Origin of the sequence: Burkholderia vietnamiensis LMG 10929, from assembly GCF_000959445.1 — a bacterium.
Taxonomy (GTDB): domain Bacteria; phylum Pseudomonadota; class Gammaproteobacteria; order Burkholderiales; family Burkholderiaceae; genus Burkholderia; species Burkholderia vietnamiensis.
The window spans coordinates 1,154,396-1,178,647 of the sequence record NZ_CP009630.1 but is presented as its reverse complement, the minus strand read 5'-3'; the positions used below and the strand labels follow the sequence as shown (position 1 = coordinate 1,178,647).

The 24,252-nt window shown below is 68.6% G+C and carries 24 protein-coding genes; 13 read left to right on the top strand and 11 right to left on the bottom strand.

Annotation, left to right across the window (positions count from 1 at the left end; genetic code table 11):
- Nucleotides 1-495 precede the first annotated feature (495 nt).
- Nucleotides 496-1,422 carry an AEC family transporter gene (locus AK36_RS05330; RefSeq protein ID WP_045578032.1) on the bottom strand — a complete coding sequence of 309 codons (927 nt, stop codon included), beginning with the start codon at nucleotides 1,420-1,422 and terminating at the stop codon, nucleotides 496-498.
- 143 nt (nucleotides 1,423-1,565) lie between these two features.
- Nucleotides 1,566-2,450, bottom strand: coding sequence for a LysR family transcriptional regulator (locus tag AK36_RS05325; protein ID WP_011882151.1), 885 nt, complete (start codon nucleotides 2,448-2,450; stop codon nucleotides 1,566-1,568).
- Between the two features lie 240 nt (nucleotides 2,451-2,690).
- Here AK36_RS05325 and AK36_RS05320 point away from each other — a divergent pair, with 240 nt between their 5' ends.
- Nucleotides 2,691-3,068: a nuclear transport factor 2 family protein gene (locus tag AK36_RS05320; protein WP_011882152.1), complete on the top strand. Its 378-nt coding sequence runs from the start codon at nucleotides 2,691-2,693 to the stop codon at nucleotides 3,066-3,068.
- 219 nt (nucleotides 3,069-3,287) lie between these two features.
- Here AK36_RS05320 and AK36_RS05315 read toward each other — a convergent pair whose 3' ends face one another.
- A complete protein-coding gene (locus AK36_RS05315; RefSeq protein ID WP_011882153.1) occupies nucleotides 3,288-3,500 on the bottom strand; it encodes a hypothetical protein in 213 nt (70 codons plus the stop codon).
- Between the two features lie 167 nt (nucleotides 3,501-3,667).
- Nucleotides 3,668-5,851 (bottom strand): FUSC family protein, encoded by a 2,184-nt coding sequence (locus AK36_RS05310; RefSeq protein WP_011882154.1) that lies wholly within the window; start codon nucleotides 5,849-5,851, stop codon nucleotides 3,668-3,670.
- A gap of 190 nt (nucleotides 5,852-6,041) precedes the next feature.
- Here AK36_RS05310 and AK36_RS05305 point away from each other — a divergent pair, with 190 nt between their 5' ends.
- Nucleotides 6,042-6,995: a LysR family transcriptional regulator gene (locus tag AK36_RS05305; protein ID WP_011882155.1), complete on the top strand. Its 954-nt coding sequence runs from the start codon at nucleotides 6,042-6,044 to the stop codon at nucleotides 6,993-6,995.
- 139 nt (nucleotides 6,996-7,134) lie between these two features.
- Here the strand turns inward: AK36_RS05305 and AK36_RS05300 are convergent, their stop codons facing one another.
- Nucleotides 7,135-7,437 (bottom strand): DUF4148 domain-containing protein, encoded by a 303-nt coding sequence (locus tag AK36_RS05300; RefSeq protein ID WP_034193520.1) that lies wholly within the window; start codon nucleotides 7,435-7,437, stop codon nucleotides 7,135-7,137.
- A gap of 249 nt (nucleotides 7,438-7,686) precedes the next feature.
- Nucleotides 7,687-8,829 (bottom strand): porin, encoded by a 1,143-nt coding sequence (locus AK36_RS05295; protein WP_011882157.1) that lies wholly within the window; start codon nucleotides 8,827-8,829, stop codon nucleotides 7,687-7,689.
- Nucleotides 8,830-9,138: 309 nt separating this feature from the next.
- Here AK36_RS05295 and AK36_RS05290 point away from each other — a divergent pair, with 309 nt between their 5' ends.
- The 4 genes from AK36_RS05290 to AK36_RS05275 all read left to right on the top strand — a co-directional run bounded on the left by AK36_RS05290 (nucleotide 9,139) and on the right by AK36_RS05275 (nucleotide 13,241).
- On the top strand, nucleotides 9,139-9,603 hold the full coding sequence (locus AK36_RS05290; protein ID WP_014724932.1) for a VOC family protein: 465 nt from the start codon (nucleotides 9,139-9,141) through the stop codon (nucleotides 9,601-9,603).
- Nucleotides 9,604-9,673: 70 nt separating this feature from the next.
- Nucleotides 9,674-10,915, top strand: coding sequence for a cytosine deaminase (gene codA, locus AK36_RS05285; protein ID WP_014724931.1), 1,242 nt, complete (start codon nucleotides 9,674-9,676; stop codon nucleotides 10,913-10,915).
- A 171-nt stretch (nucleotides 10,916-11,086) separates the two neighbouring features.
- On the top strand, nucleotides 11,087-12,421 hold the full coding sequence (locus tag AK36_RS05280; protein ID WP_041494290.1) for a chloride channel protein: 1,335 nt from the start codon (nucleotides 11,087-11,089) through the stop codon (nucleotides 12,419-12,421).
- A gap of 88 nt (nucleotides 12,422-12,509) precedes the next feature.
- The gene (locus tag AK36_RS05275) at nucleotides 12,510-13,241 is read left to right on the top strand and encodes a class I SAM-dependent methyltransferase (protein WP_014724929.1); all 732 of its coding nucleotides are present in this window, start codon (nucleotides 12,510-12,512) and stop codon (nucleotides 13,239-13,241) included.
- A gap of 40 nt (nucleotides 13,242-13,281) precedes the next feature.
- On the opposite strand, the gene AK36_RS05270 is transcribed toward AK36_RS05275, so the two are convergent.
- Together AK36_RS05270 and AK36_RS05265 are read right to left on the bottom strand one after the other, a co-directional pair.
- Nucleotides 13,282-14,700, bottom strand: coding sequence for a cytochrome-c peroxidase (locus AK36_RS05270; RefSeq protein ID WP_011882162.1), 1,419 nt, complete (start codon nucleotides 14,698-14,700; stop codon nucleotides 13,282-13,284).
- A gap of 102 nt (nucleotides 14,701-14,802) precedes the next feature.
- On the bottom strand, nucleotides 14,803-16,476 hold the full coding sequence (locus tag AK36_RS05265) for a phospholipase C (RefSeq protein ID WP_011882163.1): 1,674 nt from the start codon (nucleotides 16,474-16,476) through the stop codon (nucleotides 14,803-14,805).
- Between the two features lie 404 nt (nucleotides 16,477-16,880).
- Here AK36_RS05265 and AK36_RS05260 point away from each other — a divergent pair, with 404 nt between their 5' ends.
- On the top strand, nucleotides 16,881-17,738 hold the full coding sequence (locus tag AK36_RS05260; protein WP_043292455.1) for an EamA family transporter: 858 nt from the start codon (nucleotides 16,881-16,883) through the stop codon (nucleotides 17,736-17,738).
- 30 nt (nucleotides 17,739-17,768) lie between these two features.
- Here the strand turns inward: AK36_RS05260 and AK36_RS05255 are convergent, their stop codons facing one another.
- Nucleotides 17,769-18,242, bottom strand: a complete 474-nt coding sequence (locus AK36_RS05255; protein ID WP_011882165.1) for an Lrp/AsnC family transcriptional regulator — start codon at nucleotides 18,240-18,242, stop codon at nucleotides 17,769-17,771.
- A 316-nt stretch (nucleotides 18,243-18,558) separates the two neighbouring features.
- Here AK36_RS05255 and AK36_RS05250 point away from each other — a divergent pair, with 316 nt between their 5' ends.
- The 6 genes from AK36_RS05250 to AK36_RS05225 all read left to right on the top strand — a co-directional run bounded on the left by AK36_RS05250 (nucleotide 18,559) and on the right by AK36_RS05225 (nucleotide 22,863).
- Nucleotides 18,559-19,944 carry an amino acid permease gene (locus tag AK36_RS05250; protein ID WP_011882166.1) on the top strand — a complete coding sequence of 462 codons (1,386 nt, stop codon included), beginning with the start codon at nucleotides 18,559-18,561 and terminating at the stop codon, nucleotides 19,942-19,944.
- Between the two features lie 46 nt (nucleotides 19,945-19,990).
- Entirely contained in the window at nucleotides 19,991-21,193 is a 1,203-nt protein-coding gene (locus AK36_RS05245) for an amino acid aminotransferase (RefSeq protein ID WP_011882167.1), read from the top strand.
- Between the two features lie 151 nt (nucleotides 21,194-21,344).
- The gene (locus tag AK36_RS05240; protein WP_011882168.1) at nucleotides 21,345-21,743 is read left to right on the top strand and encodes a DUF488 domain-containing protein; all 399 of its coding nucleotides are present in this window, start codon (nucleotides 21,345-21,347) and stop codon (nucleotides 21,741-21,743) included.
- Nucleotides 21,744-21,857: 114 nt separating this feature from the next.
- A complete protein-coding gene (locus tag AK36_RS05235; RefSeq protein ID WP_011882169.1) occupies nucleotides 21,858-22,148 on the top strand; it encodes a DUF1488 family protein in 291 nt (96 codons plus the stop codon).
- A gap of 16 nt (nucleotides 22,149-22,164) precedes the next feature.
- On the top strand, nucleotides 22,165-22,404 hold the full coding sequence (locus AK36_RS05230) for a hypothetical protein (RefSeq protein ID WP_011882170.1): 240 nt from the start codon (nucleotides 22,165-22,167) through the stop codon (nucleotides 22,402-22,404).
- 108 nt (nucleotides 22,405-22,512) lie between these two features.
- Entirely contained in the window at nucleotides 22,513-22,863 is a 351-nt protein-coding gene (locus AK36_RS05225) for a hypothetical protein (protein WP_011882171.1), read from the top strand.
- 55 nt (nucleotides 22,864-22,918) lie between these two features.
- On the opposite strand, the gene AK36_RS05220 is transcribed toward AK36_RS05225, so the two are convergent.
- The gene (locus AK36_RS05220; protein ID WP_011882172.1) at nucleotides 22,919-23,698 is read right to left on the bottom strand and encodes a helix-turn-helix domain-containing protein; all 780 of its coding nucleotides are present in this window, start codon (nucleotides 23,696-23,698) and stop codon (nucleotides 22,919-22,921) included.
- Between the two features lie 17 nt (nucleotides 23,699-23,715).
- A complete protein-coding gene (locus AK36_RS05215; protein ID WP_014724922.1) occupies nucleotides 23,716-24,123 on the bottom strand; it encodes a response regulator transcription factor in 408 nt (135 codons plus the stop codon).
- Nucleotides 24,124-24,252: the final 129 nt, after the last annotated feature.

Sequence of the window (24,252 nt, the reverse complement as noted above, 5' to 3'; positions counted from 1 at the left end):
TGCAGGCGCGCGTGCGGCTGCATCGGTGGGGCGGGCGGCGATTGGCGATTGGCGGAAGCGGTGCGAGCGTTCGCGGTCGGAAGCGTTGGCGCGCGCCGACGTCGGGCGCACGCGCGAACGCGCGGCGGCTGACGCGGCGATGTGCGACAGACGACGCAGCCCGTAGCACCGCAGGCGCCCGCGGCTCCGTAGCGCCTCGATACCGCAGCACCGCGACGGCAGCATCGCATACGGCAGCATCGCATACGGCAGCATCGCAGCACCGCAGCACCGCAGCACCGCAGCACCGCAGCACCGCAGCACCGCAGCACCGCAGCACCGCAGCACCGCAGCACCGCGGCATCGCGGCACGGCAATACGGTGACACGGCGAAACGGCGAAACGGCGAAACGGCGAAACGGCGAAACGGCGAAACGGCGAAACGGCGAAACGGCGAAACGGCGAAACGGCGAAACGGCGACAACCCGTCGCCCTCCACCCGCCGACCGTTCAGCGCTACATCGGCAGCGCGCCGAACGCGGCCAGCACGACCGGCATCGCGAATGCGGCCGCAATCGTCTGGAACGCGGTGATGCCTGCCATCAGCGGTGCATCGCCGCCGAGCTGGCGCGCCATGATGTACGACGAGGACGACGTCGGCAGCGCCTGGAACAGCAGCGCGATCGTCAGCGCGGCATCGCCGAGCCCGAACAGGCTGCCGGCCGCGAGCGTCGCGAGCGGCATCGCCATGAACTTGAACGCAGACGCGATACACATCGGCTGCATCCAGCCGCGCGCCGCGTCGAACCGCAGCGCAGCGCCCACGCACAGCAGGCCGAGCGGCATCGACGCGGCGCCGAGCGCGCGCACGGCCGGCTCGATCGCTGGCGGAAACGCGATCCCGCCCGCCTGCATCGCGATCCCGAGCGCGCAGCCGACGACCAGCGGATTCGACACGATCCGGTGCACGAGCGCCCATGCGCCGAGTCGCGTCGCGCCGAAGCGCGCGAACACCAGCACGCACATCAGGTTGACGGTCGGCACGATGGCGGCGACGCATACGGCCGCGAGCGCGATCCCGCGCGCGCCGAACAGCCCGGCGGCGAGCGCCGTGCCGACATAGTTGTTGAAGCGCACCGCGCCCTGGAACACCGACGTGAAGCCCGCGCCGTCGACCTGCACGAACCGGCGAACCAGCAGCACCAGCGCCGCGACGACCGCGGTCGACCCGACCAGCGCCGCGGCGAGCGGCACGACCGGCAGCGCTTGCAGCCGCGCATTCGCGAGGCCGTGCGCGAACAGCGCGGGCAGCAGCACGTAATAGCAGAGCCGCTCGGCTTGCGGCCAGAACGCGTCGCCGATGAAGCCCGTGCGCCGCAGCCCGTGGCCGAATGCGACGAGCAGCGCGACCGGCGCGAGCGCGAGCAGGACGGGGCCGATCATCGGCGCGCCCTCAGGCAGGCGGCGAAGCACGGCGACGCGGGAATCCAGCGGGCAGGCGACATGACGGCGGGCGATCGAAAGAGTGACGATGCCGCCAAGTTAGCACGCCGATCCAGCAGCAATAATGGTTAATTATCGGGCGTTCAATGAGAAATTCTCATCGCTGACGCGGTGACTTCGGCCGCCAGCGCACGCGCGAAGCGCTCGGCCGGGCGCGATTGATGTTCGAGCAGCACGACCTCGCGGCCCATCTGCGGCTCGCCGAACGGCAGGCGCGTGACGGGCGGCAGCCGCGCGAGCGTCGCGTCGGGCAGCGCGACGATCGCCGCGCCGAGGCCGCGCGCGACCATCCGTGCGATCGTCTCCGCGCTGTCGAGCACCATTTGCTCGCGCACGCGCACGCCGATGCGGCGCAGCTCGGCGGCGATCATTCGGCCGGCCCAAGCCTGCGCGTCGAAGCGGATGAACGGCAGCGCGTCGAGCAGCGTGCGCGCGTCGCGCTGCGTCGCGTGCGGCGGCGCGAGCAGCCAGAAGCGGTCTTCGTACAAGGTGGTCCACGTGAGCGCGGGCGGGTGCGGGCGCACCGGGCGCGTCGTGATCGCCGCGTCGAGCTCGCCGGCGGCGACGCGGTTCGCGAGTTCGGCCGACATGCCGGCCGACACGTGCACGCGCAGCGACGGATGCGCGGCGCGCAGCGCCAGCAGCGCATCGGGCAGCGGGCCCGACAGCGCGGTCTGGATCGCGCCGATGCGCAGCCGGCCGACGAGCTTCTTCTCGTCGCTGAGCGCATCGGGAATCCGGTCGACCAGCGCGAGCACCTGTTCGGCCTGCGCGAGCAGAATGTTGCCGGCTTCGGTCAGCACCGGCTGACGGCGCGACCGGTCGAACAGCCTGACGTTGTATTCGCTTTCGAGCGCCTTGATCTGCAGGCTCACCGCCGATTGCGTAAGGCCGATCGCTTCGCCGGCGCGTGCGAAGGTCCGGTATCGGGCGATCGCGACCAGCGTTCTGAATGCGCGTAGTGACATGGATTCGGTGACGTAGACGGCCCGCGCCGGCACGCGGATTGCTCAGGATGCCGGTCGCGCGCGGCGACAACCGCTGCGCGTTCAGCCGGCACGCTGGCCCACATCATGCCCGCGCGCCCGCGACCCGGCAATCGCGGCGGCGCGGGCCTGCGGCCTCGCTGCCGCATGATGTCTGCCCGATGCTTTCGGGGCGACGCACGGCCGTTGCGTTCGCCCCGGCTTTCTTCGGAGGTAACGACGATGCCCGACGACCCCGGTGAGGTTGCACGCGCGAGCTACCGCGCGTACGTCGACAAGGACCGCGACGCGATCGAAGCGCTGATTGCGCCGGATTTCCATTTCACCAGCCCGCTCGACAACCGGCTCGACCGCGACGCGTATCTGGCCCGTTGCTGGCCGAACAGCGCGCTGCTCGCCGGTTTCCGGTTCGTCGACGTCGCCGTGCACGGCGAGTACGTGTTCGTCGTCTATGAAGCCGACACGACGAGCGGCAAGCGCTTCCGGAACGCGGAGCGATTACGCGTGCGCGATGGTCGGATCGTGGAGGCTGAAGTGTATTTCGGCTGGTACGTGCCGCATCCTGCGCCCGACGGCGGGTTCATCGCGTCGGCAGGGTGACGGTGTGGCGGGACGGCTGCTGGATGCGGTGCGCGAGGTGAGGCGAGGCGAGGCGATGTGGCGCCCAGGGCGGCGGGCCTGAAACGACCACGCCGCTTCAATCGAAGCGGCGTGACGGGCAATGCGGTTGCAGCGATCGGCCGGCTCGTCGGGCGCGCGCGCAGGCAATGCGGACGATGCGCGCGCGGCGGGCCGGGCCATGACGACGCGGCGTCATGCTCAGCTGCCGAAGTAGACGTTGCAGAAGCTGACGGGGCCCACGCAGGCGTTCGGATCTTCCTGCTTCGATTGCGTACGATCGACACGGCCTGCGGCCTCGACGGTTTCGGCGCGGTTCGCCGGTTGCTGTGCACCGTCGGCCGGGGCGGGCTGGGCGTGCGCGACGGCAGCGGTGAGCGACAGGGCAACGACGGCGAGATACAGCGGCTTCATTTGGGGCTCTCCTGGGTCAGTACCGGCGTCGCCGGCAGTGACCAAACTATAGGCTCGCGGTGCCTAAAGATTAATCACCGCGGGTGTAGAGCTTATTTCCAATCGCAACAAGGGTGAGGTTGCGTGCGCATCGATCGCCGTCGCAGCCGACACGGTTTCCGCCGCCTTCAGCCGTAGTGACGATTGAACGGCGCATCCTTGTCCAGCAGCGCGCTGCGGAGGAAGTGCAGGCAGCCGATGATGCGCTGCATGCGGTGGCGCTCGTCGGGCACCGCGTACCACGCATGCAGCGTATGCTGCGCGGCGCGGATCGCCAGATTCACCGATTTCAGCGTGCGGGCGTGGTGACTTGGCGTCGGATCGTCGAAGAAGCGCGGCAGCTCGTGCAGCACCGCGTCGACCGATGCGGTCCAGTGCAGCGTCTGCGGCGGCTTCGTTGCGCAGAACTCGTTCATCTCGTCGCGCAGGTCGATGACCGCGTGGCCGACCTCGAGCGTCGACAGCATCCAGCGCAATGCAATCCGATGCTGGCGCGTGCGCTTCACGAGCAGCGTGCGCAGCTGCGCCATCAGGTCATGCGTGCTCGACTGGAACCGCGCGGCGAGACCTTCGCGCGTGTCTTCGCAGGCGAGCGTGACCTGGCGGCGCAGATCGTGCGCGATGCGCGACGTGAGCCACGGCATGTGCGTCGGAAACACGACCGCGAACATGATCGAGCAGGCGAGCAGCGCGACGACGACCGCGACGCCGTTGTTGATCAGCAACTCGGGCGTATACGAAATCGCGTTGTCCGGCCCGGCCAGCAGACAGAAGAACACCGCAAACCCGATCCCGTAGCCGGACAGGCCCGGTCGCATCGCGAGAAATGCGCCGAGGCCGAGCACCGGCGTGAGCGCCGCGCACAGCAGCGGAAAGCCGTCGATGTTCGGATAGACGTAGCACAGGCACACGTAGCCGACGGCCGTCGCGAACGCCGCGCCGACGCTCATCTGTGCGACGAATTTCGGCGCGCGCGGCGACGTCGAGCTCAACGCGCACGCGATGGCCGTGGAGATCACGGCCAGCGAACCGCTCGGCCACTCCGACGCGATCCAGAACGCGCTCATCGCGCCCACGGCGACGAGCGTGCGCAGGAACGCGAAGCCGACGAAGAACGAATTCGTCTTCACCGCGTAGTGCGTGACCGAGCGCTCGAACGCGTGATCGTCGCGGTCGAGCGACGCGTTGGTGTCCGCATAGCCGAGATACTCGCCGATGAAGCGATACATCAGCTCGATCGCGGTATCGAAATCGAGCAGGCCGCCGGCCGCATGATCCTCGATCGCGCGGCGCGACGCGCGTGCGGCCTTCGGCAGCGCCGCGTGGAAGCGGCGCAGTTCCAGCAGCGCGCCGGTCGTCGTCGTGATGCCGCGCTGCCGCTCGTCGCGCAAGGCGGCGATCCGCTGCGCGAGGCCGTCAAGGTGCGGCGCGATCGCACCGAGCACGGCGTCCGACTGGTTCACGCGCAGGCGCTTGATGAGCTGGTGCAGCGCGTGCAGCCGCGTGCAGGCGTTCATGAACTCGCTGTTCAGCCGCGCGAGCCGGCGGCTGCGTGCGCGAATGTGCGGGTCTTCGAACGATGCGAACGCACGGTTCGCCTCGAAGCCGACGATCTCGTCGACGAAGTCGGCGAAGCGCCGTTCGAAGTCGCCGCGCGCCAGCTCGCCGGACAGCGCGCTGGCCGCGAACGAGGCGAACTTCACGCGACGCGCGGCCAGCGAGCGCATCAACGCCTTCGCGGAACTGAGCGGCAGGATCAGCGCGCTGACCGCGCCCGAGCAGGCGATCCCGAGCGCGACTTCGGCGGCGCGCGTGAGCGCCGACTGGAACAGCGTCTGCGGCGTCATCACCGCGGGCAGGCCGATCAGCGCGGCCGTGTAGCCGGCGAGCACGAAGCCGTACCAGCGAAAGTGACGGTTGCGCACCGCGAGCGCGATGCAGCTGCCGATCCACAGCGTGATGCCGGCCATGTACAGCTCGGGCTGCTGCGCGAACAGGCCGCCGAGCGCCAACGCGGCCACCAGGCCGGCCGCCGTGCCGAGCACGCGGTAGAAGCTCTTCGCGAACACCATCCCCGACAACGGCTGCATCAGCACGAACACGGTGGTCATTGCGGTGCGCGGCTGCGACATCTCGAGCCGCATCGCGATGCCCATCGCGAGCAGCGCGGCGAGCACGGTCTTGGCGAGGTGCAGCCAGATCAGCCCGTCGCTCGTCGCCCAGTCGCGTGCGGCTTTGCCGAGCGGATCGAGCCAGGTGCTCCATCGTGGCGGTTCGATGGGAGGTTGCTCGATCGCAGGTTGTGGCTTCATGAAAAGGCAGGGGTCCGTGCGGTGCCGTCGTGCGGCCGAACAGGACCAGTCGACTGATGAGGCACCGATTGTAGGAGCGCCGCGCGTGTGCATTAACGCAGTTGCAGGGAAACGATAGTTGCTGGCGTGGCAACAATCTGTCGCACCCGCTGGAGGAAAATGACGGCTCTGCTACAGGTGGCTTACAGGAATGGATACGCTACAAAACATGCGCGTGTTTACGCGCGTGGTCGAGACAGGCAGTTTCACTGCCGCCGCACAATCGCTGAACTCGACGACGGGCGCGATGTCGCGCGCGGTGTCCGAGCTCGAAGCGCGGCTGCGCACTCGTCTGATGAATCGCTCGACCCGCCGCCTTGCGCTGACCTCGGCCGGCGAAAATTATTTACGGCGCTGTCGCCAGATTCTCGCCGACGTCGATCGCGCGGAGGAGGAGGCGAGCTGTGCGCACGAGCGCCCGGCGGGCGTGCTGCGCATGCACAGCTTCGCGAGCGTCGGCCATCACTACGTGATGCCCACGCTCACGCGCTATCACGCGCAGTATCCGGACGTGTCGATCGAACTGTCGCTGTCGCAGCGGATGCCCGACCTGTTCGACGGCACGAGCGACATGGCGGTCGTGACCGCGTCGTCGCTGCCCGATTCGGAACTCGTGTCGCACCTGCTCGGCTCGACCTTCAGCATCCTGTGCGCGTCGCCCGAATACGTGACGCGCCACGGCGCGCCGGAGCATCCGACCGATCTCGGCGCGCACGCGTGCCTGACGCTCTGCACGCCGGCGTTCCCGACGCACGAGTGGGTGCTCGAAGGCGCCGACGGCGTCGAGCAGATCCATGTCGCCGGGCCGGTGCAAACCAACACGGCCGAGTCGCTCGCGCTCGCGATCCGCGACGGCCTCGGCATCGGCATGCTGCCGCTGTATTCGGCGATCGACGCGTTGCAGGACGGCACGCTCGTGCGCGTGTTGCCGAGCCACATCCTGCAGAAGATGAACGTGTATGCGCTGTATCCGTCGCGCCGTTTCGTCGACGCGAAGGTGCGCACCTGGGTCGAGATGCTGCGCGCGCAGGTGCCGGGGATGATCGCGCACGACGTCGAGATGCTGCAGGCGATCGCGCGCGAGAGCGAGCCGCAGGAAGCCTGAGCGTGCTGCACGAGCGGCGAACGCCTGCCCTGTGTGGGTTGCGCGGCTCGCATCGCTTGCGGGGCGTCGTGTAGAAGCCGTGCGCCGTGCCGCGCCCGCATGATGCGTATCGTGCGGGCGCGGCGTCGTTTGATGCGCGTTACAGCGAAGGCTTCGCCGCCACGCCCGATTCGGTCGCGCCGCCTTCGGCCGGGCCGTACGCGCGTTGCGCCGCATCGCGCGCGGCGAGCCGCTTGGCCGCGAGGCGCTGCTGGGCGGCCATGAGATCGTCCGGGTAGTTGCCGGCGTCGCCGAGTGCCGGGTTGTAGCCGACCGATTCGAGATCGTAGAGCTCCTGAAGCACCTGCGCGCGCGTGACGGGCACCTTGGCCGACTGGGCAAACGACAGGGCCGGAGCGACGAGCAGCACGGCAGCAGCGGCGGTGACGACGAGCGATTTCACGAGATTCTCCTGTACACGGGGTGAGGCCGGTTCGACGATCGCGATGCATGATCGCAATGCGATTCGATCCATGGATGCCAGTCTATTCAGCGCACGCAGGCGCAAAAACCCCGATTCCAGGCAGGCAGCTTCTCAGATGGAACAACATTCTCGGATGCAGCATGAATGAACGCCGCCCGCGTTGGATGAACCGGCCGGTCAGGGCAGGTTCATCGTTGCGGGCGGCGTTCAGATCAGACGAATCGACGCTCAGAAGCGCGTGCGCATGCCGATCGTGCCGACGATCTGGTTGGCGGTGGTCGATGCGCCGCCCGACGTGTTGATGAACGCCTGGTAGCCGCGGCCCGATGCGTGCTGATACATCGCTTCCGCGTACAGGTCGGTGCGGCGCGACAGCTTGTAGACGGCCTGCAGGTCGACCTGGTGCCACTTCGGATCGGTGCCGTGCTTGCTGTCCGGATTCGACACGCTCGCGTCCGTGTAGACGTAGGCTGCGCCCAGGCTCACGGCCGGCGTCACCGCATAGCGCACGTTCAGGTCGTAGTTGTTGAACGCGACCTGGCCGGTCGAGCCGAACGAACCCGAGTTGTCATACTGCGAGCGCGTATAGACGAAGCCGACGGTCGCCGGGCCGAACACGTAGCTGAGGCCGCCGCCGTACGAACGCATGCGGTCCGCGCCGACCGACCAGCCGCCCTGGCTCAGGCTCTTCGCTTCCGCGACGTCGGTCGCGCCCGGGCTCGCGCTGGTCGAGCCCTTGGTGCCGTTCATCTGCAGGTACGCGCCGGCGACCTTCAGCGGGCCGTTCGTGTAGCTGGCCGCGAAGCTGTAGGCGCGGTTGCTGCCGAAGTTCGTCGCGTTCGAGAAGCCGTACAGCGCGCCGACCTTGAACCCGGCGATCGTGTCGCTCGTGTACTTGACCGCGTTGTTGATACGCACCGAGTGGTTCAGGTTGTCGTTGTCGAACGGATGCGCGAAGCCCGTGTCACCGAAGTCGCCGGACGTCGCCGACAGCGGCGCGACGAAGTCGACCATCGTGTCGTACTGGCGGCCGAGCGTCAGCGTGCCGTAGCCGGCTTCGCTCAGGCCCACGTATGCGTGCCGGCCGAACAGCTTGCTGTCCTGGCCGAGCGCGCCGTTGTTCACGTTGAAGCCGTTCTCGAGCACGAACAGCGCCTTCAGGCCACCGCCGAGATCTTCGGAGCCCTTCAGGCCGAAGCGGCTGCCGTTGATCGTGCCGCTCGTCATGCGCCAAAGCGATGCGCCGCCCGCGTTGTTGGTATAGGCGATGCCGGCGTCGATCAGGCCGTACAGCGTGACCGAGCTTTGTGCATGGGCGAGCGGCGCGAACAGCGCGGTCGTGCATGCGGCGGCAACGAGGGTTTTCTTCATCTGACAGCTCCTGCGTGTGGATGGATGACCAAAGTTCGGCGCAAGTTTAGGGGCGCGCGCGCCCGATTCGCGCGACGGCCGTCCGGAGACACTGTTGCGAGTTACGCAAAAGTGTGTCACACGGAGTTCACAAATCGCTGCAGCCGCGGAACCATACGCGTTTTCGTCGCCGATGCGCTCCGCAAGACGCCGGCTGGGTGTGCGGCGTGTCGCAAATCGACAACATGCAGGCTCGCCGGTGCGAGCAGTTGATCGGCGCGCGGTGCGCATGGACAATGCACAGGCCCATACCGAGATCCGGAGATTCCGATGGTCACGCCCCGCCGACCTTCCCTCAGCAGCGCGCTGTGCTATCGCGACCCGAAAGGCGCGCTGGACTGGCTGGAGCACGCGTTCGGCTTCGAGCGCGCGATCGTCGTCATGACGCCGGCCGGCGACATCGCGCACGCGGAAATGACGTTCGGCGACGGTCTCGTCATGGTCGGTGGCGCCTGGGCCGACTGCATCGCGTCGCCGGAGGACACCGGCGGCCGCAATACCCAGCACGTCCACGTGCATCTTCCGGACGACGCCGACATCGACGCGCACTGCGAGCGCGCGCGTGCGGCCGGCGCCGAGATCCTGCAGCCGCCGGCCGATCAGTTCTACGGCGACCGCACGTATCGCGCGCGCGATCCCGGCCGGCACGTATGGACCTTCGGCAAGCACGTGCGCGACGTGACGAACGACGAAATGCGCGCGGCGACCGGCCTGACGATCCACACGTTCCATTGAGCGCGACGCGGCATCTCGCTCACCCGTTCCCACCCGCGGCCCGCTGCGGCCGCTTCACGCCTGGACCCACATGAACGTCATCAATGCGCGCCTGCGCGGCCGCGACGGCCTGTTCACGATCGGCATCGACGCCGACACGATTACCCGCATCGACGCGCAGCATGCGCCGCTCGCGCCCGGCCACGCCGACGACGTCGACGCGGGCGGCCGGCTCGCGATCGCGCCGCTCGTCGAGCCGCACATTCATCTCGATGCGGTGCTCACGGCCGGCGAGCCGGCCTGGAACATGAGCGGCACGCTGTTCGAGGGGATCGAGCGCTGGTCCGAGCGCAAGGCGACCATCACGCACGACGACACCAAGGCGCGCGCGCATGCGGCGATCGGCATGTTGCGCGATCACGGCATTCAGCACGTGCGCACCCACGTCGACGTTACCGACCCGACGCTCGCCGCGCTGAAGGCGATGCTCGAAGTGAAGGAGGAGGCGCGCGGGCTGATCGATCTGCAGATCGTCGCGTTTCCGCAGGAGGGCATCGAGTCGTTCGACGGCGGCCGCGCGCTGATGGAGCAGGCGATCGACCTCGGCGCGGACGTGGTCGGCGGGATTCCCCATTTCGAGAACACGCGCGAGCAGGGCGTCAGCTCGATCCGCTTCCTGATGGAGCTGGCCGAGCGCACCGGCTGTCTCGTCGACGTCCACTGCGACGAGACCGACGATCCGCAGTCGCGCTTTCTGGAAGTGCTCGCGGAAGAGACGCGCGTGCGCGGGATGGGCGCGCGCGTGACGGCCAGCCACACCACCGCGATGGGCTCCTACGACAACGCGTACTGCTCGAAGCTGTTCCGGCTGCTCAAGCGCGCGGGGCTGAACTTCGTGTCGTGCCCGACCGAGAGCATCCATCTGCAGGGCCGCTTCGACACGTTTCCGAAGCGGCGCGGCGTCACGCGCGTCGCCGAACTCGATCGCGCCGGGCTGAACGTGTGCTTCGGACAGGATTCGATCAAGGATCCGTGGTATCCGCTCGGCAACGGCAATATCCTGCGCGTGCTCGACGCCGGCCTGCACATCTGCCACATGATGGGCTACCAGGACCTGCAGCGCTGCCTCGACTTCGTCACCGACCACGGCGCGACGACGATGCATCTCGGCGAGCGCTACGGGATCGAGGTCGGGCGGCCGGCCAGCCTCGTCGTGCTCGACGCCGACAGCGACTACGAAGCGGTGCGGCGGCAGGCGAAGGCGACGCTGTCGGTTCGCCACGGGAAAATCATCATGCGGCGGGAGCCCGAGCGCATCACGTATCCGGCGTGACGCGTTCGGCGCGGCGCACCGCGCCGCGGCTTCGTTTCCCCGATATAGTCATGAAGCGCATGAGTTGATTCGAAAAAGACGTTTGCCTCATGATCGGCCGGCCCCTACGATGCGTTCCTGACAGCGGCGCGCATGGTGCGCGCCGCGGCGTCGATCCTGACTCGCCTGCCCATGCGCCCCGATCTGCCGTCCGCCCCCACGCCTGTTTCGCCGCCCGCCAGCCCGTTCGCGCGGATCGCCATCGTCACGGTCCTGACCGGTATCGGAGCCGGCTTCGGCGGGATGCTGCTCGCGCTGCTGCTGCATGCGATCCAGCACGTCGCGTACGGCTACGACCTCGCGCATGTGATCGGCGCCGAGAGCTTTCTGACCGGCGTGACGCGCGCCGAGCCGCTGCGGCGGGCCGGCGTGCTGATCGTGTGCGGGCTCGTCGCCGGCGGCGGCTGGTGGGCGCTGTACCGTTACGGCCGGCCGCTCGTCAGCATCCGGCGCGCCGTGCGCGCGGCCGATCCGCGCATGCCGTTGGTCAGCACCACGGTTCATGCGCTGTTGCAGATCGTGACCGTCGCGCTCGGCTCGCCGCTCGGCCGCGAGGTCGCGCCGCGCGAAATCGGCGCGCTGCTCGCCGGGCGGCTCGCGCAGCGCGCGGGGCTCACGCCCGCCGACTGTCGGCTGATGGTCGCGTGCGGGGCCGGCGCCGGCCTCGCGGCCGTCTACAACGTGCCGCTCGGCGGCGCCGTGTTCGTGCTCGAAGTGCTCGTCGGCACGTTCGAGCTGCGCGCGCTGGTGGTGGCGCTCGTCACGTCGGCGCTCGCCGCGGCCGTCGCGTGGCTCGGCCTCGGCAACGAACATCAGTACACGGTGCCGCCGTTCGTGCTGAGCACGCCGCTGGTGGCGTGGTCGATCGTCTGCGGGCCGCTGTTCGGCTTCGCCGCGTACGGCTTCGTGCGGCTCACGACCCGCGCGCGCGCCGATGCGCCGAAGGGCGCGTGGCTGCCGGTGCTCGCGCTCGTCAACTTCGCGGTGATCGGCTTGCTCGCGATGCGCTTCCCGCAACTGCTCGGCAACGGCAAGGGGCCGGCGTCGCTCGGTTTCGACGGCACGCTGACGGTCGGCCTCGCGGCCACGCTGCTCGTGCTGAAGGTGCTGATCGAAGCGGGCAGCCTGCGCGCGGGCGCAGAGGGCGGGCTGCTGACGCCGGGGCTCGCGAACGGCGCGCTGCTCGGCGTCGTGCTGGGCGGGTTGTGGAGCGCCGTGTGGCCGGGCGCGTCTATCGGCGGCTGCGCGCTGGTCGGCGCGACCGCGTTTCTCGCCGCGTCGATGCAAATGCCGATCACGGCCGTCGTCCTGCTGCTCGAATTCACGCGCGCGAATCACGACAGCCTCGTGCCGATGCTGCTGGCCGTGGCCGGCTCGCTCACCGCATACCGGTTCGCGCAGCAGCTCGCGCAACGCCGGGCGAATGCGGTCGCGGCGGTGGGCGTCGGCGCGACGGCGGCTCGCTAGGGGGCGTACGCAGCGCATCGCCGCGCATGCGCCGGCCGCGCGCCGTTCAGGCAGAATCGGCATTCCGTTTCCTGCCGATGGACTCCGCATGACCGATCCGAATCAGCCGTGCGCGCGCGACGCATACGCGAGCTTCGCGCAACGCTACGCGGACATCGCGCCGACCAAGGCGCACAACGCGCTGTACGAACGCCCGGCGTCGCTGGCGCTGCTCGGCGACGTCGCCGGCCTCGCGGTGCTGGACGCCGGCTGCGGCCCCGGCATCTGCAGCGAGCACCTCGCGCGCCACGGCGCGACCGTCCACGCGTTCGACATCACGCCCGAGATGGTCGCGCTCGCGCGAGCGCGCTGCGCCGGGCTCGCGGTCGAGGTGGCGCAGGGCGATCTCGCGGCGCCGCTCGACTGGCTGCCCGAGCGCGCCTTCGACAAGATCCTGTGCTCGCTCGCCTTCGACTACGTGCGCGATCTCGCCGTGCCGCTGCGGGAATTTGTGCGCGTCGCGCGGCCGGGCGCGACGCTGGTGTTCTCGATGGCGCATCCGATGCGCGACTGGATGGACGAGCGTACGCGCGGCGACGGCACGTACTTCGAAACGAGCCGGTTCGGCTTCCACTGGTCGGGTTTCGGCGAACCGAAACCCTATGTCGAAGCGTGGCGCCGGCCGCTGGCCGAGATACTGAACCCGCTCGCCGACGCCGGCTGGCGGCTCGACCGCTTCGTCGAACCGACGCCGCTGCCGCAGATGAAGGCCGTGTCGGAACGGCTCCATGCGGAGCTGTCGCGCTCGCCTGCATTCCTCTGCATCCGCGCGCGCCGCTGACGCCGCCGACGCCACATGCGCGGCCGGCGTCGTGCGCGGCCTACTTCTGCGGCGCGTCGGTCAGCGTGCCGAGGAACGCCTCGATGTCCTTGATGTCCTGCTCGGTCATCGCGGGCCGGTCGCCGGGCTTGCGGTCGAACGGCGCATCGGTCACGTCGACGTTCGCGCGGTATTGCGGCGGAATGTCGTCGTATTCGTCGACCTTGCCGTCCGCGCCGCGCGGATAGAACTTCTGCGGCGCGATGCTGCGCTCGTTGTAGAACGCCATCACCTGATCGAGCGTGTGGAACACGCCGTTGTGGAAGAACACCTGGCGCGTCGCCGCGTTGCGCAGCGTCGGCGTGAGGAACATCCCGCAGTACTGCGTCTGGTCCTTCAGGTCGTCGCGGAACGGCCCGCACACGCCGAGATCGTGGAACGCCGGGTTGCGGTTCGCCGCGAGCGCGCGGTTGCGCGGCACGCCGAGCGCCTCGTACTGGTAGTCGGTGAACATCGGCGGCAGGCCGTCCTTGCCCGGCTGCGACAGATGGCAGCCGGCACAGTTGGCCTTGGCCGGATCGTTGAAGAGCCGCAGCCCGCGCAGCTCGGTCTGCGTGAGGCGCGCGCGGCCTTCCAGCCAGCGATCGTACTTGCTGTCGTACGGATGGAACGACCGGTCCTCGACCTGGTATCGCGCAATCGCGAACATCGCCTCCGATACGACGAGCTGCGAGCTCGCGAACACGCGCGGGCCGAACAACTGCTCGAAGCGCGCGCGATGCGGCGACTGCGCGAGCTTGCGCGCGACGTCGTCGATGCTCGCGTTGGCCATCTCGACCGGGTTCAGCAGCGGCCCGAACGCCTGCTGCTGCAGCGTGTCGGCGCGGCCGTCCCAGAACATGCCGCCTTGCGGCACGAGTTGCGGCGCGGCCGCCGTGCCGGCCACCTTCTGCGCCTTGACCACGCCGGCAGCCGACGCCGCCTGCTGCGCGACGCTCGGCGCCGCGTCGTTTTCGCCCGCATCGGGGCCGATGCTGAAGTTCGGCTGCCGGTACAGATACATCAGCGACGGCGGCGGGCGGTAGCCCTGCTGCGTCATCGTGAGGCCGCCGGGCTGCACGTCGAGCGCGTTCGGCGGCCCGTAAGCGCGGTCGGGGCTGTGGCACGACGCGCACGACTGCTTGCCCGATGCCGACAGCGACGGATCGAAGAACAGCGCGCGCCCGAGCTGCGCGACCGCGGACAGCGGCTGCACGGGCGGCCGCTGCAGCACCACGGGATGCGGATTGGCGCCGGTCCAGTTCGCGACGACCTCGCCGATCGCGGCCGGCGTGCGCGCCGGAAACGCGACCGCGAAGGCGCCGTAGCCGAGCACGGCCGCGGCGAGCACGAAGGCCGCGCGGCGCAGCACGCGGGTGGGGGAGCGCGGCGCGGCGGCGCCGGGCGTGTCGGGGGACGGGTACGCGGGACGAGCTGTCATGCTGTGGGTCGAGGCGGTCGGGCGCCGCACGCGGCGGCGCTTGAAATGGAAACGGCCGGCGCGCGATGCGCCGGCCGACAGAGGCCGGTCAGGCGGTACCGGTCAGTTCGCCGGCGCCGCGCTCAGCACGGTGCCCTGGGTCGGATCGAGATACAGCGGCGCCGTGTTCGGCTTCGACGAGAAGTCGAACAGCCCGCGCAGGTCGCCTGCGACCGCATCGAACGAGCCGCCGCCGATGCGCTGGCCGCCGAGCCAGTTGTCCTCGATGAAGCGCAGGACCGATGCCTGGTCGATCAGCGTGTGGTCGACGTAGTTCTGCTTCGCGTACGGCGAGATCACGACCAGCGGGATGCGCACACCGGGGCCGCAGCGGCCGTTCACGGTGCTGCCGTTCACGCCGGTGGTGCCGCCGGAGCCGCACTTGCCGTTGCCGTTGAGCTGGTCGACCGCGTCGGACGACGCATGGGTCGGCGGCGTGTACACGTGGTCGTACCAGCCGTCCGAGTCGTCATACGTGACGATCACGGCCGTGTTCTGCCAGTCCGGCTGCTGCTGCAGGAAGTTGACCACCTTCGTCACGAACGCCTGCTCGTCGAGCGGGTCCGAGTAGCCGGCGTGCGCGTCCTGTGCAGCCGGCGCCTTCAGGAAGCTGACCGACGGGAAGTTGCCTGCCTTCACGGCCGCGAAGAAGTCGTCGCTGTCGTACTGGTGGTTCGCCGGCTCCGCCGTCTTGCCGTCCGTCTGGACGCTCGAGCCGATCGCCGCGATCGAGCTCGGCCGCGTGTGCTGCGGGTTCGACGTCGACGCGTAGTATTGGAACCAGTTGTGATGCGGGATGTAGTCGGCCGTCGCCGCGTTCACCGCGGTCGCGACCGTGCTGCGCGCGCAGCCCGTCGTGCCGTTGCCGTTGGTCGTCGACAGGTTGAAGCCGCCCATGAAGCCGCCCCACGTGATCTTCGCGGCGTTCAGCAGGTCGCCGATGTTCTTGCCGCTCATCATCGCCTGGTCGGTCGTGCTCGAGCACACGTCGTAGCCGGGGTCGACGTCGTTGATCATCGTGAGGCCGCCCTGGCCGTCGTTGATGTAGTACGACGTGGCCGCGAGCGTCGACGGCTGCTTCGACGTCTTGACGATCTGCATCCCGTTGGTCTGGCCCGCGATCAGGTTCAGCGCGCCCGGGGTCGACGGGCCGTAGACCGTCGTGTACGCGTTGTCGCTCATCGAGAAGCGCTGCGCGTAGTTCCACAGTGCCGTGACGGTGTTGCCGTCGAAGTAGCCCATCACCTGGCCCTTCGTGCCGAACGCGCCGGCGCCGCCCGCCGACGCCTTGCCGGTGTATTTCGGGAACAGGTCGGCGAGGCCGTTGTCCGCGGCCAGCTGTTCGGCCGTGTACGCGTGGTTCTGGTCGGCCGTGGCGGCCTGTGTGCGATCGAGGCGGAACGGATTGGCCGCGTCGGTGCCGTTGGCGGTGTTCGTGAAGTTCGGGTTCGCGGTGAGCAGCGTGCCCGTCAGCCCGTTGATCGACGGCGTGCCGGCCTTCGCGGTGAACGCCGGCTCGCCGGCCGGGTTCGTCGCGTTCGGGTAAGTGCCGAAATAGTGGTCGAACGACACGTTTTCGCCGTAGATCACGACGACGTGCTTGATCGGCGTGGCGGTCTGCAGCGCATCCTGCGACGACACCGCGGGCGTCGACGAGGGACCGTCGCTGCCGCCGCAGGCGAACAGCGCCAGTGTGGCGCCGGCGCAGGCGGTGACGAGCAAGGCTTGACGAAACATCGGGAAACTCCAGGTAGGTTGTTCGACGAAGGAGCGCCGCTGCGTCACCGGGTCGGTTCGGCGCGGCGCTCGTGGTAGAGCCCCGGCATTGAAACAGCTTGGTATGAAGATATGGGGGCGGAGCGGTTTCGCGATCATTGCGTGCCGGTATCGATTCCATTACGCCGCGCGCCGATGCGAAAGACAGTGGAAAGGAACGGCGCGCGTTCAGGCGCGTGCGATGACGGCGGCGGCATGTGTCGGCATCGCCGAGGCCCGCCTCGTGCGCCTCCTGCGTCGCGCGGCCGGTCGCTCATTCGGCGAAGCCGGTCCGCAAGCCTTTTTTGACAAGCACGGGACGGATTCTTACGATGATCGGCCTGCGGCCACCCATTCCGCGTCGCCGCCGTCAGCGAGTGTCCAACGTGCCGATTCCCGTCCTGTTCGCCGTCCTGTGTGCCGCCTTCCTGCATGCGTCGTGGAACGCGCTGGTGCGCAGCAGCGGCGACCGGCTGCGCTCGGCCACCGTCCTGCAGATCGCGATCGGGCTGTTCGCGCTGCTGTTCCTGCCGGCCGCCGCGCCGATCTCGGCCGCGAGCTGGGCGTGCGTCGTCGCGTCCGCGGCGATTCACGTGGTCTACACGCTGCTGCTGGTGCGCGCGTACGAGCACGGCGACCTGAGCGTCGCGTATCCGGTCGCGCGCGGCACCGCGCCGCTGCTCGTCACGCTCGGGGCCGCGGCGTTCGCGGGCGAGCGCCTGAGCGCCGGCGCTCAATGCGGACTCGTCCTGATCTGCGCGGGCATCATGGCGATCGGCCTCGAGCGGCGCGCGGGCGCGGCGCACCGGATGAAGCAGGTGCTGCCGATCGCGTTCGCGACCGGCGTTTCGATCGCCGCGTACAGCGTCGTCGACGGAATCGGCGTGCGGGAAAGCGGCAGCACGATCGGCTATGCGGCGTGGACGTTCGTGCTGACCGGGGCGCTGATGGCCGCGTACTACAGGCTGCGGGCGGGGCCGCTGCGGCTCGCGCAGAATCTCGCCGACACCGCGAAGGCCGCGTGCGGCGGCGTGTTCGCGGCGCTCGCCTACGCGATCGTGATCTGGGCCATGGCGCGTGCGCCGATGGGGCCGGTGTCCGCCTTGCGCGAAACGAGCGTGGTATTCGCGGCGCTGATCGCGCGCGTGTATCTCGGCGAGCGGCTGACGCCGCGTCGCGCGGCCGGATGTGCGGTGATCGCCGGCGGCGCGCTGCTGATCAGCGCGTTCGAAGCCGTGCGCTGAGCAAGGCGGCCCGCGCTGCGCGGCAGCGCATCAGGTTTCGACCGGCATCGCGCTCGTGCATTTGATTTCATCGAGACAGACGCTCGAATGCACGCCGCTCACGCCGGGAATCCGCATCAGCGTCTCGAGCAGGAACGTCGACAGGCCTTTCAGATCGCGCGCGACCACCTTCAGCACGTAGTCGATATCGCCGGTCACCGAAAAGCATTCCTGGATCTGCGCGAGATCCGACACGAGCTTCTGGAATTTCGACAGGTCGCGGATATGCCCGCGCTCCATCGTCACGTGCACGAACGCGGTGACGCCGAAGCCGAGCGTGTCCGGGCACAGGCGGGTTTCGTAACGGCGGATCGCGCCGATCTCCTCGAGGCGCCGATGGCGCCTGAGCGTCTGCGCGGGCGACAGGCCGACCGCCTTCGCGAGATCGAGGTTCGACGCACGGCCGTTCTCCTGCAGCACCGCCAGCAAGTGGCGATCGACGCGATCGAGAACCGGTTCAGGCATTTTTGTTTCCTCATCTGTCTCCCGCGTGCAATCTTATCTCATAATGTAGGGTTTGCATGAGCGGGTTACGCAACCCGATTTCGCGGTCGCGACGCTAAACTGACGCCGGATTTTCGCGTACGGCCGCGACCATGCGGGCGATGGCGGCCCTCCGCGGCAGGTCCGGCGGGCCTGCGGACGAAGGGGCGCCGCCGCGCGAAGATCGCAGTCCCCAACCCGGCGCCTCCACGAACGGTGGCCGGCACAGTAAAACAGCGCCCGGCACACCGAGGCGCGCCGCACCGCTTCGGGCGGAGGCGGACAGAACGGAGAAGACATGGTTTCTGGAAACGAGAAGGACGGCCTGAAGCGGGGGCTGAAGAACCGGCACATCCAGCTGATCGCGCTCGGCGGCGCGCTCGGCACGGGGCTGTTCCTCGGCATCGCGCAGACGATCAAGATGGCCGGCCCGTCCGTGCTGCTCGGCTATGCGGTCGCAGGCGTCGTGGCGTTCTTCATCATGCGCCAGCTCGGCGAGATGGTCGTCGACGAGCCGGTCGCCGGTTCGTTCAGCTACTTCGCCGACAAATACGTCGGCCATTTCACCGGCTTCCTGTCCGGCTGGAACTACTGGGTGCTGTACATCCTCGTCAGCATGGCCGAGCTGTCGGCCGTCGGGATCTACGTGCAGTACTGGTGGCCGGGCGTGCCGACCTGGGTGTCGGCGCTCGTGTTCTACGTCGCGATCAACCTGCTGAATCTGGCGAGCGTGAAGTCGTACGGCGAGACGGAATTCTGGTTCTCGATCATCAAGGTCGCGGCGATCGTCGGCATGATCGGCTTCGGCGGCTGGCTGCTGGTGAGCGGCCACGCGGGGCCGGAAGCGAGCATCGCGAACCTGTGGCAGCACGGCGGCTTCTTCCCGAACGGGGTGTCGGGCCTCGTGATGTCGATGGCGGCGATCATGTTCTCGTTCGGCGGGCTGGAGCTGATCGGCATCACCGCGGCCGAGGCCGACGATCCGAAGCACAGCATTCCGCGCGCGACCAACCAGGTGATCTACCGCATCCTGATTTTCTACATCGGCGCGCTGGCCGTGCTGCTGTCGCTGTATCCGTGGGAGAAGGTCGTCACCGGCGGCAGCCCGTTCGTGCTGATCTTCCATGCGCTGAGCAGCAACCTCGTCGCCAACGTGCTGAACGTGGTCGTGCTGACAGCCGCGCTGTCGGTCTACAACAGCGGCGTGTACAGCAACAGCCGGATGCTGTTCGGGCTGGCGACGCAGGGCAACGCGCCTAAGGTGCTGTGCTCGGTGAACCGGCGCGGCATCCCGCTCGCCGCGCTCGGCGCGTCGGCGCTCGCGACCGGCGTCTGCGTGCTGGTCAACTATTTCATGCCCGGCAAGGCGTTCGAGGTACTGATGGGGCTGGTCGTGTCGGCGCTCATCATCAACTGGGCGATGATCACGCTGATTCACCTGAAATTCCGTCAGGCCAAGCGCATCGCTGGGGAGCAGACTTCGTTCCGCAGTCTCGGCTATCCTTTCACGAATTATCTGTGCCTGGCGTTCATGGCCGGCATTCTCGTCGTGATGTACCTGACGCCGGATCTGCGCCTGTCGGTGTACCTGATCCCGGTCTGGCTCGCGGTGCTCGCGATCGGGTATCGGTTCCGCCAGAAGAATGCCCGCTATGCGCTCGGCGACGGCGCATCGGCCCGCTGACGCAGGCCCGCACCCGATCACTCCTACGAACCAGACCGACATAGCCATGTTCGAACACATCGACGCGTACCCGGGCGACCCGATCCTGACGCTCAACGAGAACTTCCAGAAGGATCCGCGCGACCAGAAGGTCAACCTGAGCATCGGCATCTATTTCGACGCCGACGGCCGGATTCCGGTGATGGCCGCCGTGCGCGAGGCCGAAACCGCGCTGCAGCGCGACGTCGGCCCGAAGCCGTATCTGCCGATGGTCGGCCTCGCCGCGTACCGCGACGCGGTGCAGGCGCTGGTGTTCGGCGCCGATCACCCGGCGCGGGCGGCCGGCCGCATCGCGACCGTGCAGACGCTCGGCGGCTCGGGCGCGCTGAAAGTCGGCGCCGATTTCCTGAAGCGCTACTTCCCGGACGCGCAGGTGTGGCTCAGCGATCCGAGCTGGGAAAACCACCGTTTCATCTTCGAGCGCGCCGGCTTCACGGTGAATACCTACCCGTACTACGACGCGGCGACGGGCGGCCTGAAGTTCGACGCGATGCTCGCGGCGATCGACGCGCTGCCGGCGCGCAGCATCGTGCTGCTGCATGCGTGCTGCCACAACCCGACCGGCGTCGATCTCGACGAAGGCCAGTGGGAGAAGCTGATCGACGTGATCGAGGCGCGCGAGCTGCTGCCGTTCGTCGACATGGCGTATCAGGGCTTCGGCGCGGGCCTCGACGCCGATGCGTTCGCGGTGCGCGAGCTGGCCCGCCGCGGCGTGCCGGCGCTCGTCGCGAATTCGTTCTCGAAGAACTTTTCGCTGTACGGCGAGCGCGTCGGCGCGCTGAGCGTCGTGTGCGAGGATGCGGACGCGGCCGAGCGCGTGCTCGGCCAGCTGGCCGGCGCGGTGCGCTCCAACTACAGCAACCCGCAGACGTATGGCGCGAAGCTCGTCGCGACCGTGCTGAACACGCCGGCGCTGCGCAAGCAGTGGGAGGAAGAGCTTGCCGCGATGTGCCGCCGGATTGCGCGGATGCGCCAGGCGATCCACGACGGCCTGCGCGACCACGTGAGCGGCGAAGCGCTGACGCGCTACGTGAAGCAGCGCGGGATGTTCACGTACACCGGGCTGACCGAGACGCAGGTCGACGCGCTGCGCGACGTGCACGGCGTCTACATTCTGCGTTCGGGCCGCATGTGCGTGGCCGGGCTGAACGATTCGAACGTCGGCATCGTCGCCGATGCGATCGGCAAGGTGCTGAAGAGCGGCGTCTGAGGGGCGTCTGAGGGGCGTCCGAGCGGCGTCCGGGCACGCCCGATCGTCCTGACGAAACCGGCTGTCTCCCGCGCGGAGGCAGCCGGTTTTTTGTTGTGCGGCGCGGGTGCGGCAGTACGATACGGAATCGAATCCGTAGCAAAGGAGCGGCATGGCAATTCGAATCGTACGGCTCGGCACGCCGCGGGCGGCCGGCGAGGGCACACGGATCGGCACGGTGCGGCGGCCGCCGCGCGGCGTGCCGAAGGCGGAATTCGCGTCGCGCGACTACTATGACGTGTGGCTGCCGACGCTGTCGCCGAGCGCGGAGCTCGTGGCCGACGCGCAGGCCGCCGAGACCGACGCGCAGTGGCACGCATTCACGCGCCGGTTCCGCGCCGAGATGGCGCACGGCGACGCTCCCAAGGTGCTCGACCTGCTCGCCGCGTTGTCGGCGACGAGCGCATTTTCGATCGGCTGCTACTGCGAGGACGAGCGCCGCTGCCATCGCAGCGTGCTGCGCGAACTGCTCGAGGCGCGCGGCGCGACGATCGCTTCGGACGCCGACTGAGCCCATGCGGCGGCGCGATCGGGCACGGCGGCGGCGCGCGCTGCGGCCCGGTTGACGTGGGTCAATCGGACGGTGGCGCGGGCCGTTATGCTCATGGCTTGAATCGTCCCGACGATGACAGGCGCACAAATGCAGATAGCCTTTCCACCGGAACCGCCCGAGTATCGCGGGCGTGACCTGGTCGTCGCGTTTTCGGCGCGGGTCGACGGCCACGGCGTGCCGTGCGCGATCACGGCGGAAGCACTGGAAGACCATTTCGGTGCGCGCTCGCTGCTCGAGCGCGACTTGCTGGTTGCATTCGAAGCACACCGGCCGGCGATCGAGGCGATGGCGGCCCGGATGCTCGCCGAAATCGGCGGCCGGCCGGTGTTGCTGCACAGCGGCCACTTCCGGATGGCCGACTGACACTGCAGGAGGGCGCATGACACTGCAAGGCACGATTCATGAACGCGACTGGTCCGTCGAGATCGAGACGCGGCAATGCGAATCCGGCGGATTCCGCTGCCGCGTGACGGTCGAGCACGGTGCCGGGCCGACGCACTTTCATCATACGTTCGAGCACAGTCATGCATATCCGACCGAGCACGAGGCGGCGATCGAAGGGCTGCGGGCCGGGATGACGTGGATCGAAATGAAGGCGGCGCAGACATTCAGCGTGTGAACCTCGCGCGCCGATCGTGTGTGGATCGATTGCCGGATTCGGCAACAGGCGGACTTGTAGGACAGGCAACGTGGTCGACCAGCGTGTGACCCGTCAGGAGGGAGCAACATGGGCGTGGGCATGCAGATCGTCTGCGTCGGATTCGCGGGTTCGGCCGCGCTCGAAGCTGAAGCGGGCGCGCAACTGGTGCGGCTCGAGCGCTTTCACGCGCGGGTCGACGAATGTCGCCTGGCGATCGAATCGCGCGCGACGGGTGACGACGCGCTGTACGACGTACGGCTCGAATTGCTGATGAACGGCCGTGCGGTGGCGCCGGTGCCCGCCTGCAGCGGCGTCGACGTGAACGAAGCGATGGGGCGTGCGTTCGCCGCGGCCGAGCGGGTGTTGTCCGCGGGGCACGCGGACGATCCGCTGTCGCCCGCATTGTCGGCGGCCGAGACGGGCACCGCCGCGCACTGACGTGCGACCCGCACCGGCACGCGCTGGAGCGCGCCGGCGCCGCACGCGCGACCGGTTACACCTGCGCGAGCGCCGGCGCGTCGATGATCCGCACGCGCTTGCCGCGCGTTTCGATGAGCGCGTCGCGATGGAAGCGCGAGAACATCCGGCTGACGGTTTCGAGCTTCATCCCGAGATAGCAGCCGATTTCTTCGCGCGTCATCCGCAGGTTGAACTCCGACGCCGAGTAGCCGCGCGCCTCGAAGCGTGCCGACAGATCGAGCAGGAAATGCGCAACGCGCTGTTCGGCCGACATCGTGCCGAGCAGCAGCATCTGGCTCGATCCGCGTACGATCTCGCTGCTCAGCATCTGGTAGATGAAATGCTGCATCGACCTCAGCTCGCGGCACGCGGCCTCGAGCGCGGCGAACGGGATCACGCACACGACGCTGTCCTCGAGCGCGATCGCGTCACAGCAATGGTGTCCATGGCCGACGCCCTCCATGCCGAGCGTTTCCCCTGCGATCTGAAAACCCGTCACGTGTTCGCGGCCGTCGCGATGCATCATCACCGTCTTGAACGAGCCTGCGCGCACCGCGTACAGACTGTGGAACGGATCGTCGGTGCGAAACAGCGTGTCGCCCTGGCGCACCTGTCGCGTCGCGCAGATGATCGCGTCGAGCCGGCTGTACTCGGCGGCGGTCAGTTGCGGCGGCAGGCACATCGAGCGCATCACGCAGGCCGAACAGCGGACTGCGCAATGCTTCGCGCCGTCGTGACGCGTGGACGCGGGAAGCGGAACGTTCGGCCGGGGCGCGATGGCGGGATCGGCGGCGCAGGCGGTGGCTTGATGCATGAGTCACTCCGGCTCGGTCAGGGCTGGTGCGCGCGAGCGTGCACCAGCGATTCGATCACGTGGCACGCGGCGTCGAATTCGACGGTCTTGTCGAAGAAGTAGTCGGCTCCGGCCGTCGCGCATGCCTTTCTGAATGCGGGCGCCGAATGATTCGTCAGCACAATCGTGACGATGCGCGGCACGGCCTTCGACAGCGCGCCGATCAGATCGAGGCCGCTGCCGTCCGCGAGGCGCAGATCGACGAGCACGACGTCCGCGTGCGTGCCGCGGATGTGCGTCAGCGCATCCTGGCCGTCCTCCGCCTCGCCGACGACCACGACGCCGCGAATCGCGCCGACGAGCAACGCGATCCGTTGCCGGACGGCATTCGCGTGGTCGACAAGAAACACCCTGAGCGCGGCGGCGGGTGGCAGGCTGGCATTCATCCGGCCAGTATCGTGTTGCGCCGCCGAAAAGGAAATCGGCCGAACTGGAAGTTTTTGTAGGGGAGTTCGGCGCGTTGTAGGGCGTTTCCTACAACGCCGTCGGGGAATCGGCAGTGCGGCGGGGCGTGC

Coding starts and splice junctions, on each gene's coding strand:
- AK36_RS05330 (WP_045578032.1), bottom strand. CDS start 1,422: ATGATCGGCCCCGTCCTGCTCGCGCTCGCGCCGGTCGCGCTGCTCGTC.
- AK36_RS05325 (WP_011882151.1), bottom strand. CDS start 2,450: ATGTCACTACGCGCATTCAGAACGCTGGTCGCGATCGCCCGATACCGG.
- AK36_RS05320 (WP_011882152.1), top strand. CDS start 2,691: ATGCCCGACGACCCCGGTGAGGTTGCACGCGCGAGCTACCGCGCGTAC.
- AK36_RS05315 (WP_011882153.1), bottom strand. CDS start 3,500: ATGAAGCCGCTGTATCTCGCCGTCGTTGCCCTGTCGCTCACCGCTGCC.
- AK36_RS05310 (WP_011882154.1), bottom strand. CDS start 5,851: ATGAAGCCACAACCTGCGATCGAGCAACCTCCCATCGAACCGCCACGA.
- AK36_RS05305 (WP_011882155.1), top strand. CDS start 6,042: ATGGATACGCTACAAAACATGCGCGTGTTTACGCGCGTGGTCGAGACA.
- AK36_RS05295 (WP_011882157.1), bottom strand. CDS start 8,829: ATGAAGAAAACCCTCGTTGCCGCCGCATGCACGACCGCGCTGTTCGCG.
- AK36_RS05290 (WP_014724932.1), top strand. CDS start 9,139: ATGGTCACGCCCCGCCGACCTTCCCTCAGCAGCGCGCTGTGCTATCGC.
- codA (WP_014724931.1), top strand. CDS start 9,674: ATGAACGTCATCAATGCGCGCCTGCGCGGCCGCGACGGCCTGTTCACG.
- AK36_RS05280 (WP_041494290.1), top strand. CDS start 11,087: ATGCGCCCCGATCTGCCGTCCGCCCCCACGCCTGTTTCGCCGCCCGCC.
- AK36_RS05275 (WP_014724929.1), top strand. CDS start 12,510: ATGACCGATCCGAATCAGCCGTGCGCGCGCGACGCATACGCGAGCTTC.
- AK36_RS05270 (WP_011882162.1), bottom strand. CDS start 14,700: ATGACAGCTCGTCCCGCGTACCCGTCCCCCGACACGCCCGGCGCCGCC.
- AK36_RS05265 (WP_011882163.1), bottom strand. CDS start 16,476: ATGTTTCGTCAAGCCTTGCTCGTCACCGCCTGCGCCGGCGCCACACTG.
- AK36_RS05255 (WP_011882165.1), bottom strand. CDS start 18,242: ATGCCTGAACCGGTTCTCGATCGCGTCGATCGCCACTTGCTGGCGGTG.
- AK36_RS05250 (WP_011882166.1), top strand. CDS start 18,559: ATGGTTTCTGGAAACGAGAAGGACGGCCTGAAGCGGGGGCTGAAGAAC.
- AK36_RS05245 (WP_011882167.1), top strand. CDS start 19,991: ATGTTCGAACACATCGACGCGTACCCGGGCGACCCGATCCTGACGCTC.
- AK36_RS05240 (WP_011882168.1), top strand. CDS start 21,345: ATGGCAATTCGAATCGTACGGCTCGGCACGCCGCGGGCGGCCGGCGAG.
- AK36_RS05235 (WP_011882169.1), top strand. CDS start 21,858: ATGACAGGCGCACAAATGCAGATAGCCTTTCCACCGGAACCGCCCGAG.
- AK36_RS05230 (WP_011882170.1), top strand. CDS start 22,165: ATGACACTGCAAGGCACGATTCATGAACGCGACTGGTCCGTCGAGATC.
- AK36_RS05225 (WP_011882171.1), top strand. CDS start 22,513: ATGGGCGTGGGCATGCAGATCGTCTGCGTCGGATTCGCGGGTTCGGCC.
- AK36_RS05220 (WP_011882172.1), bottom strand. CDS start 23,698: ATGCATCAAGCCACCGCCTGCGCCGCCGATCCCGCCATCGCGCCCCGG.
- AK36_RS05215 (WP_014724922.1), bottom strand. CDS start 24,123: ATGAATGCCAGCCTGCCACCCGCCGCCGCGCTCAGGGTGTTTCTTGTC.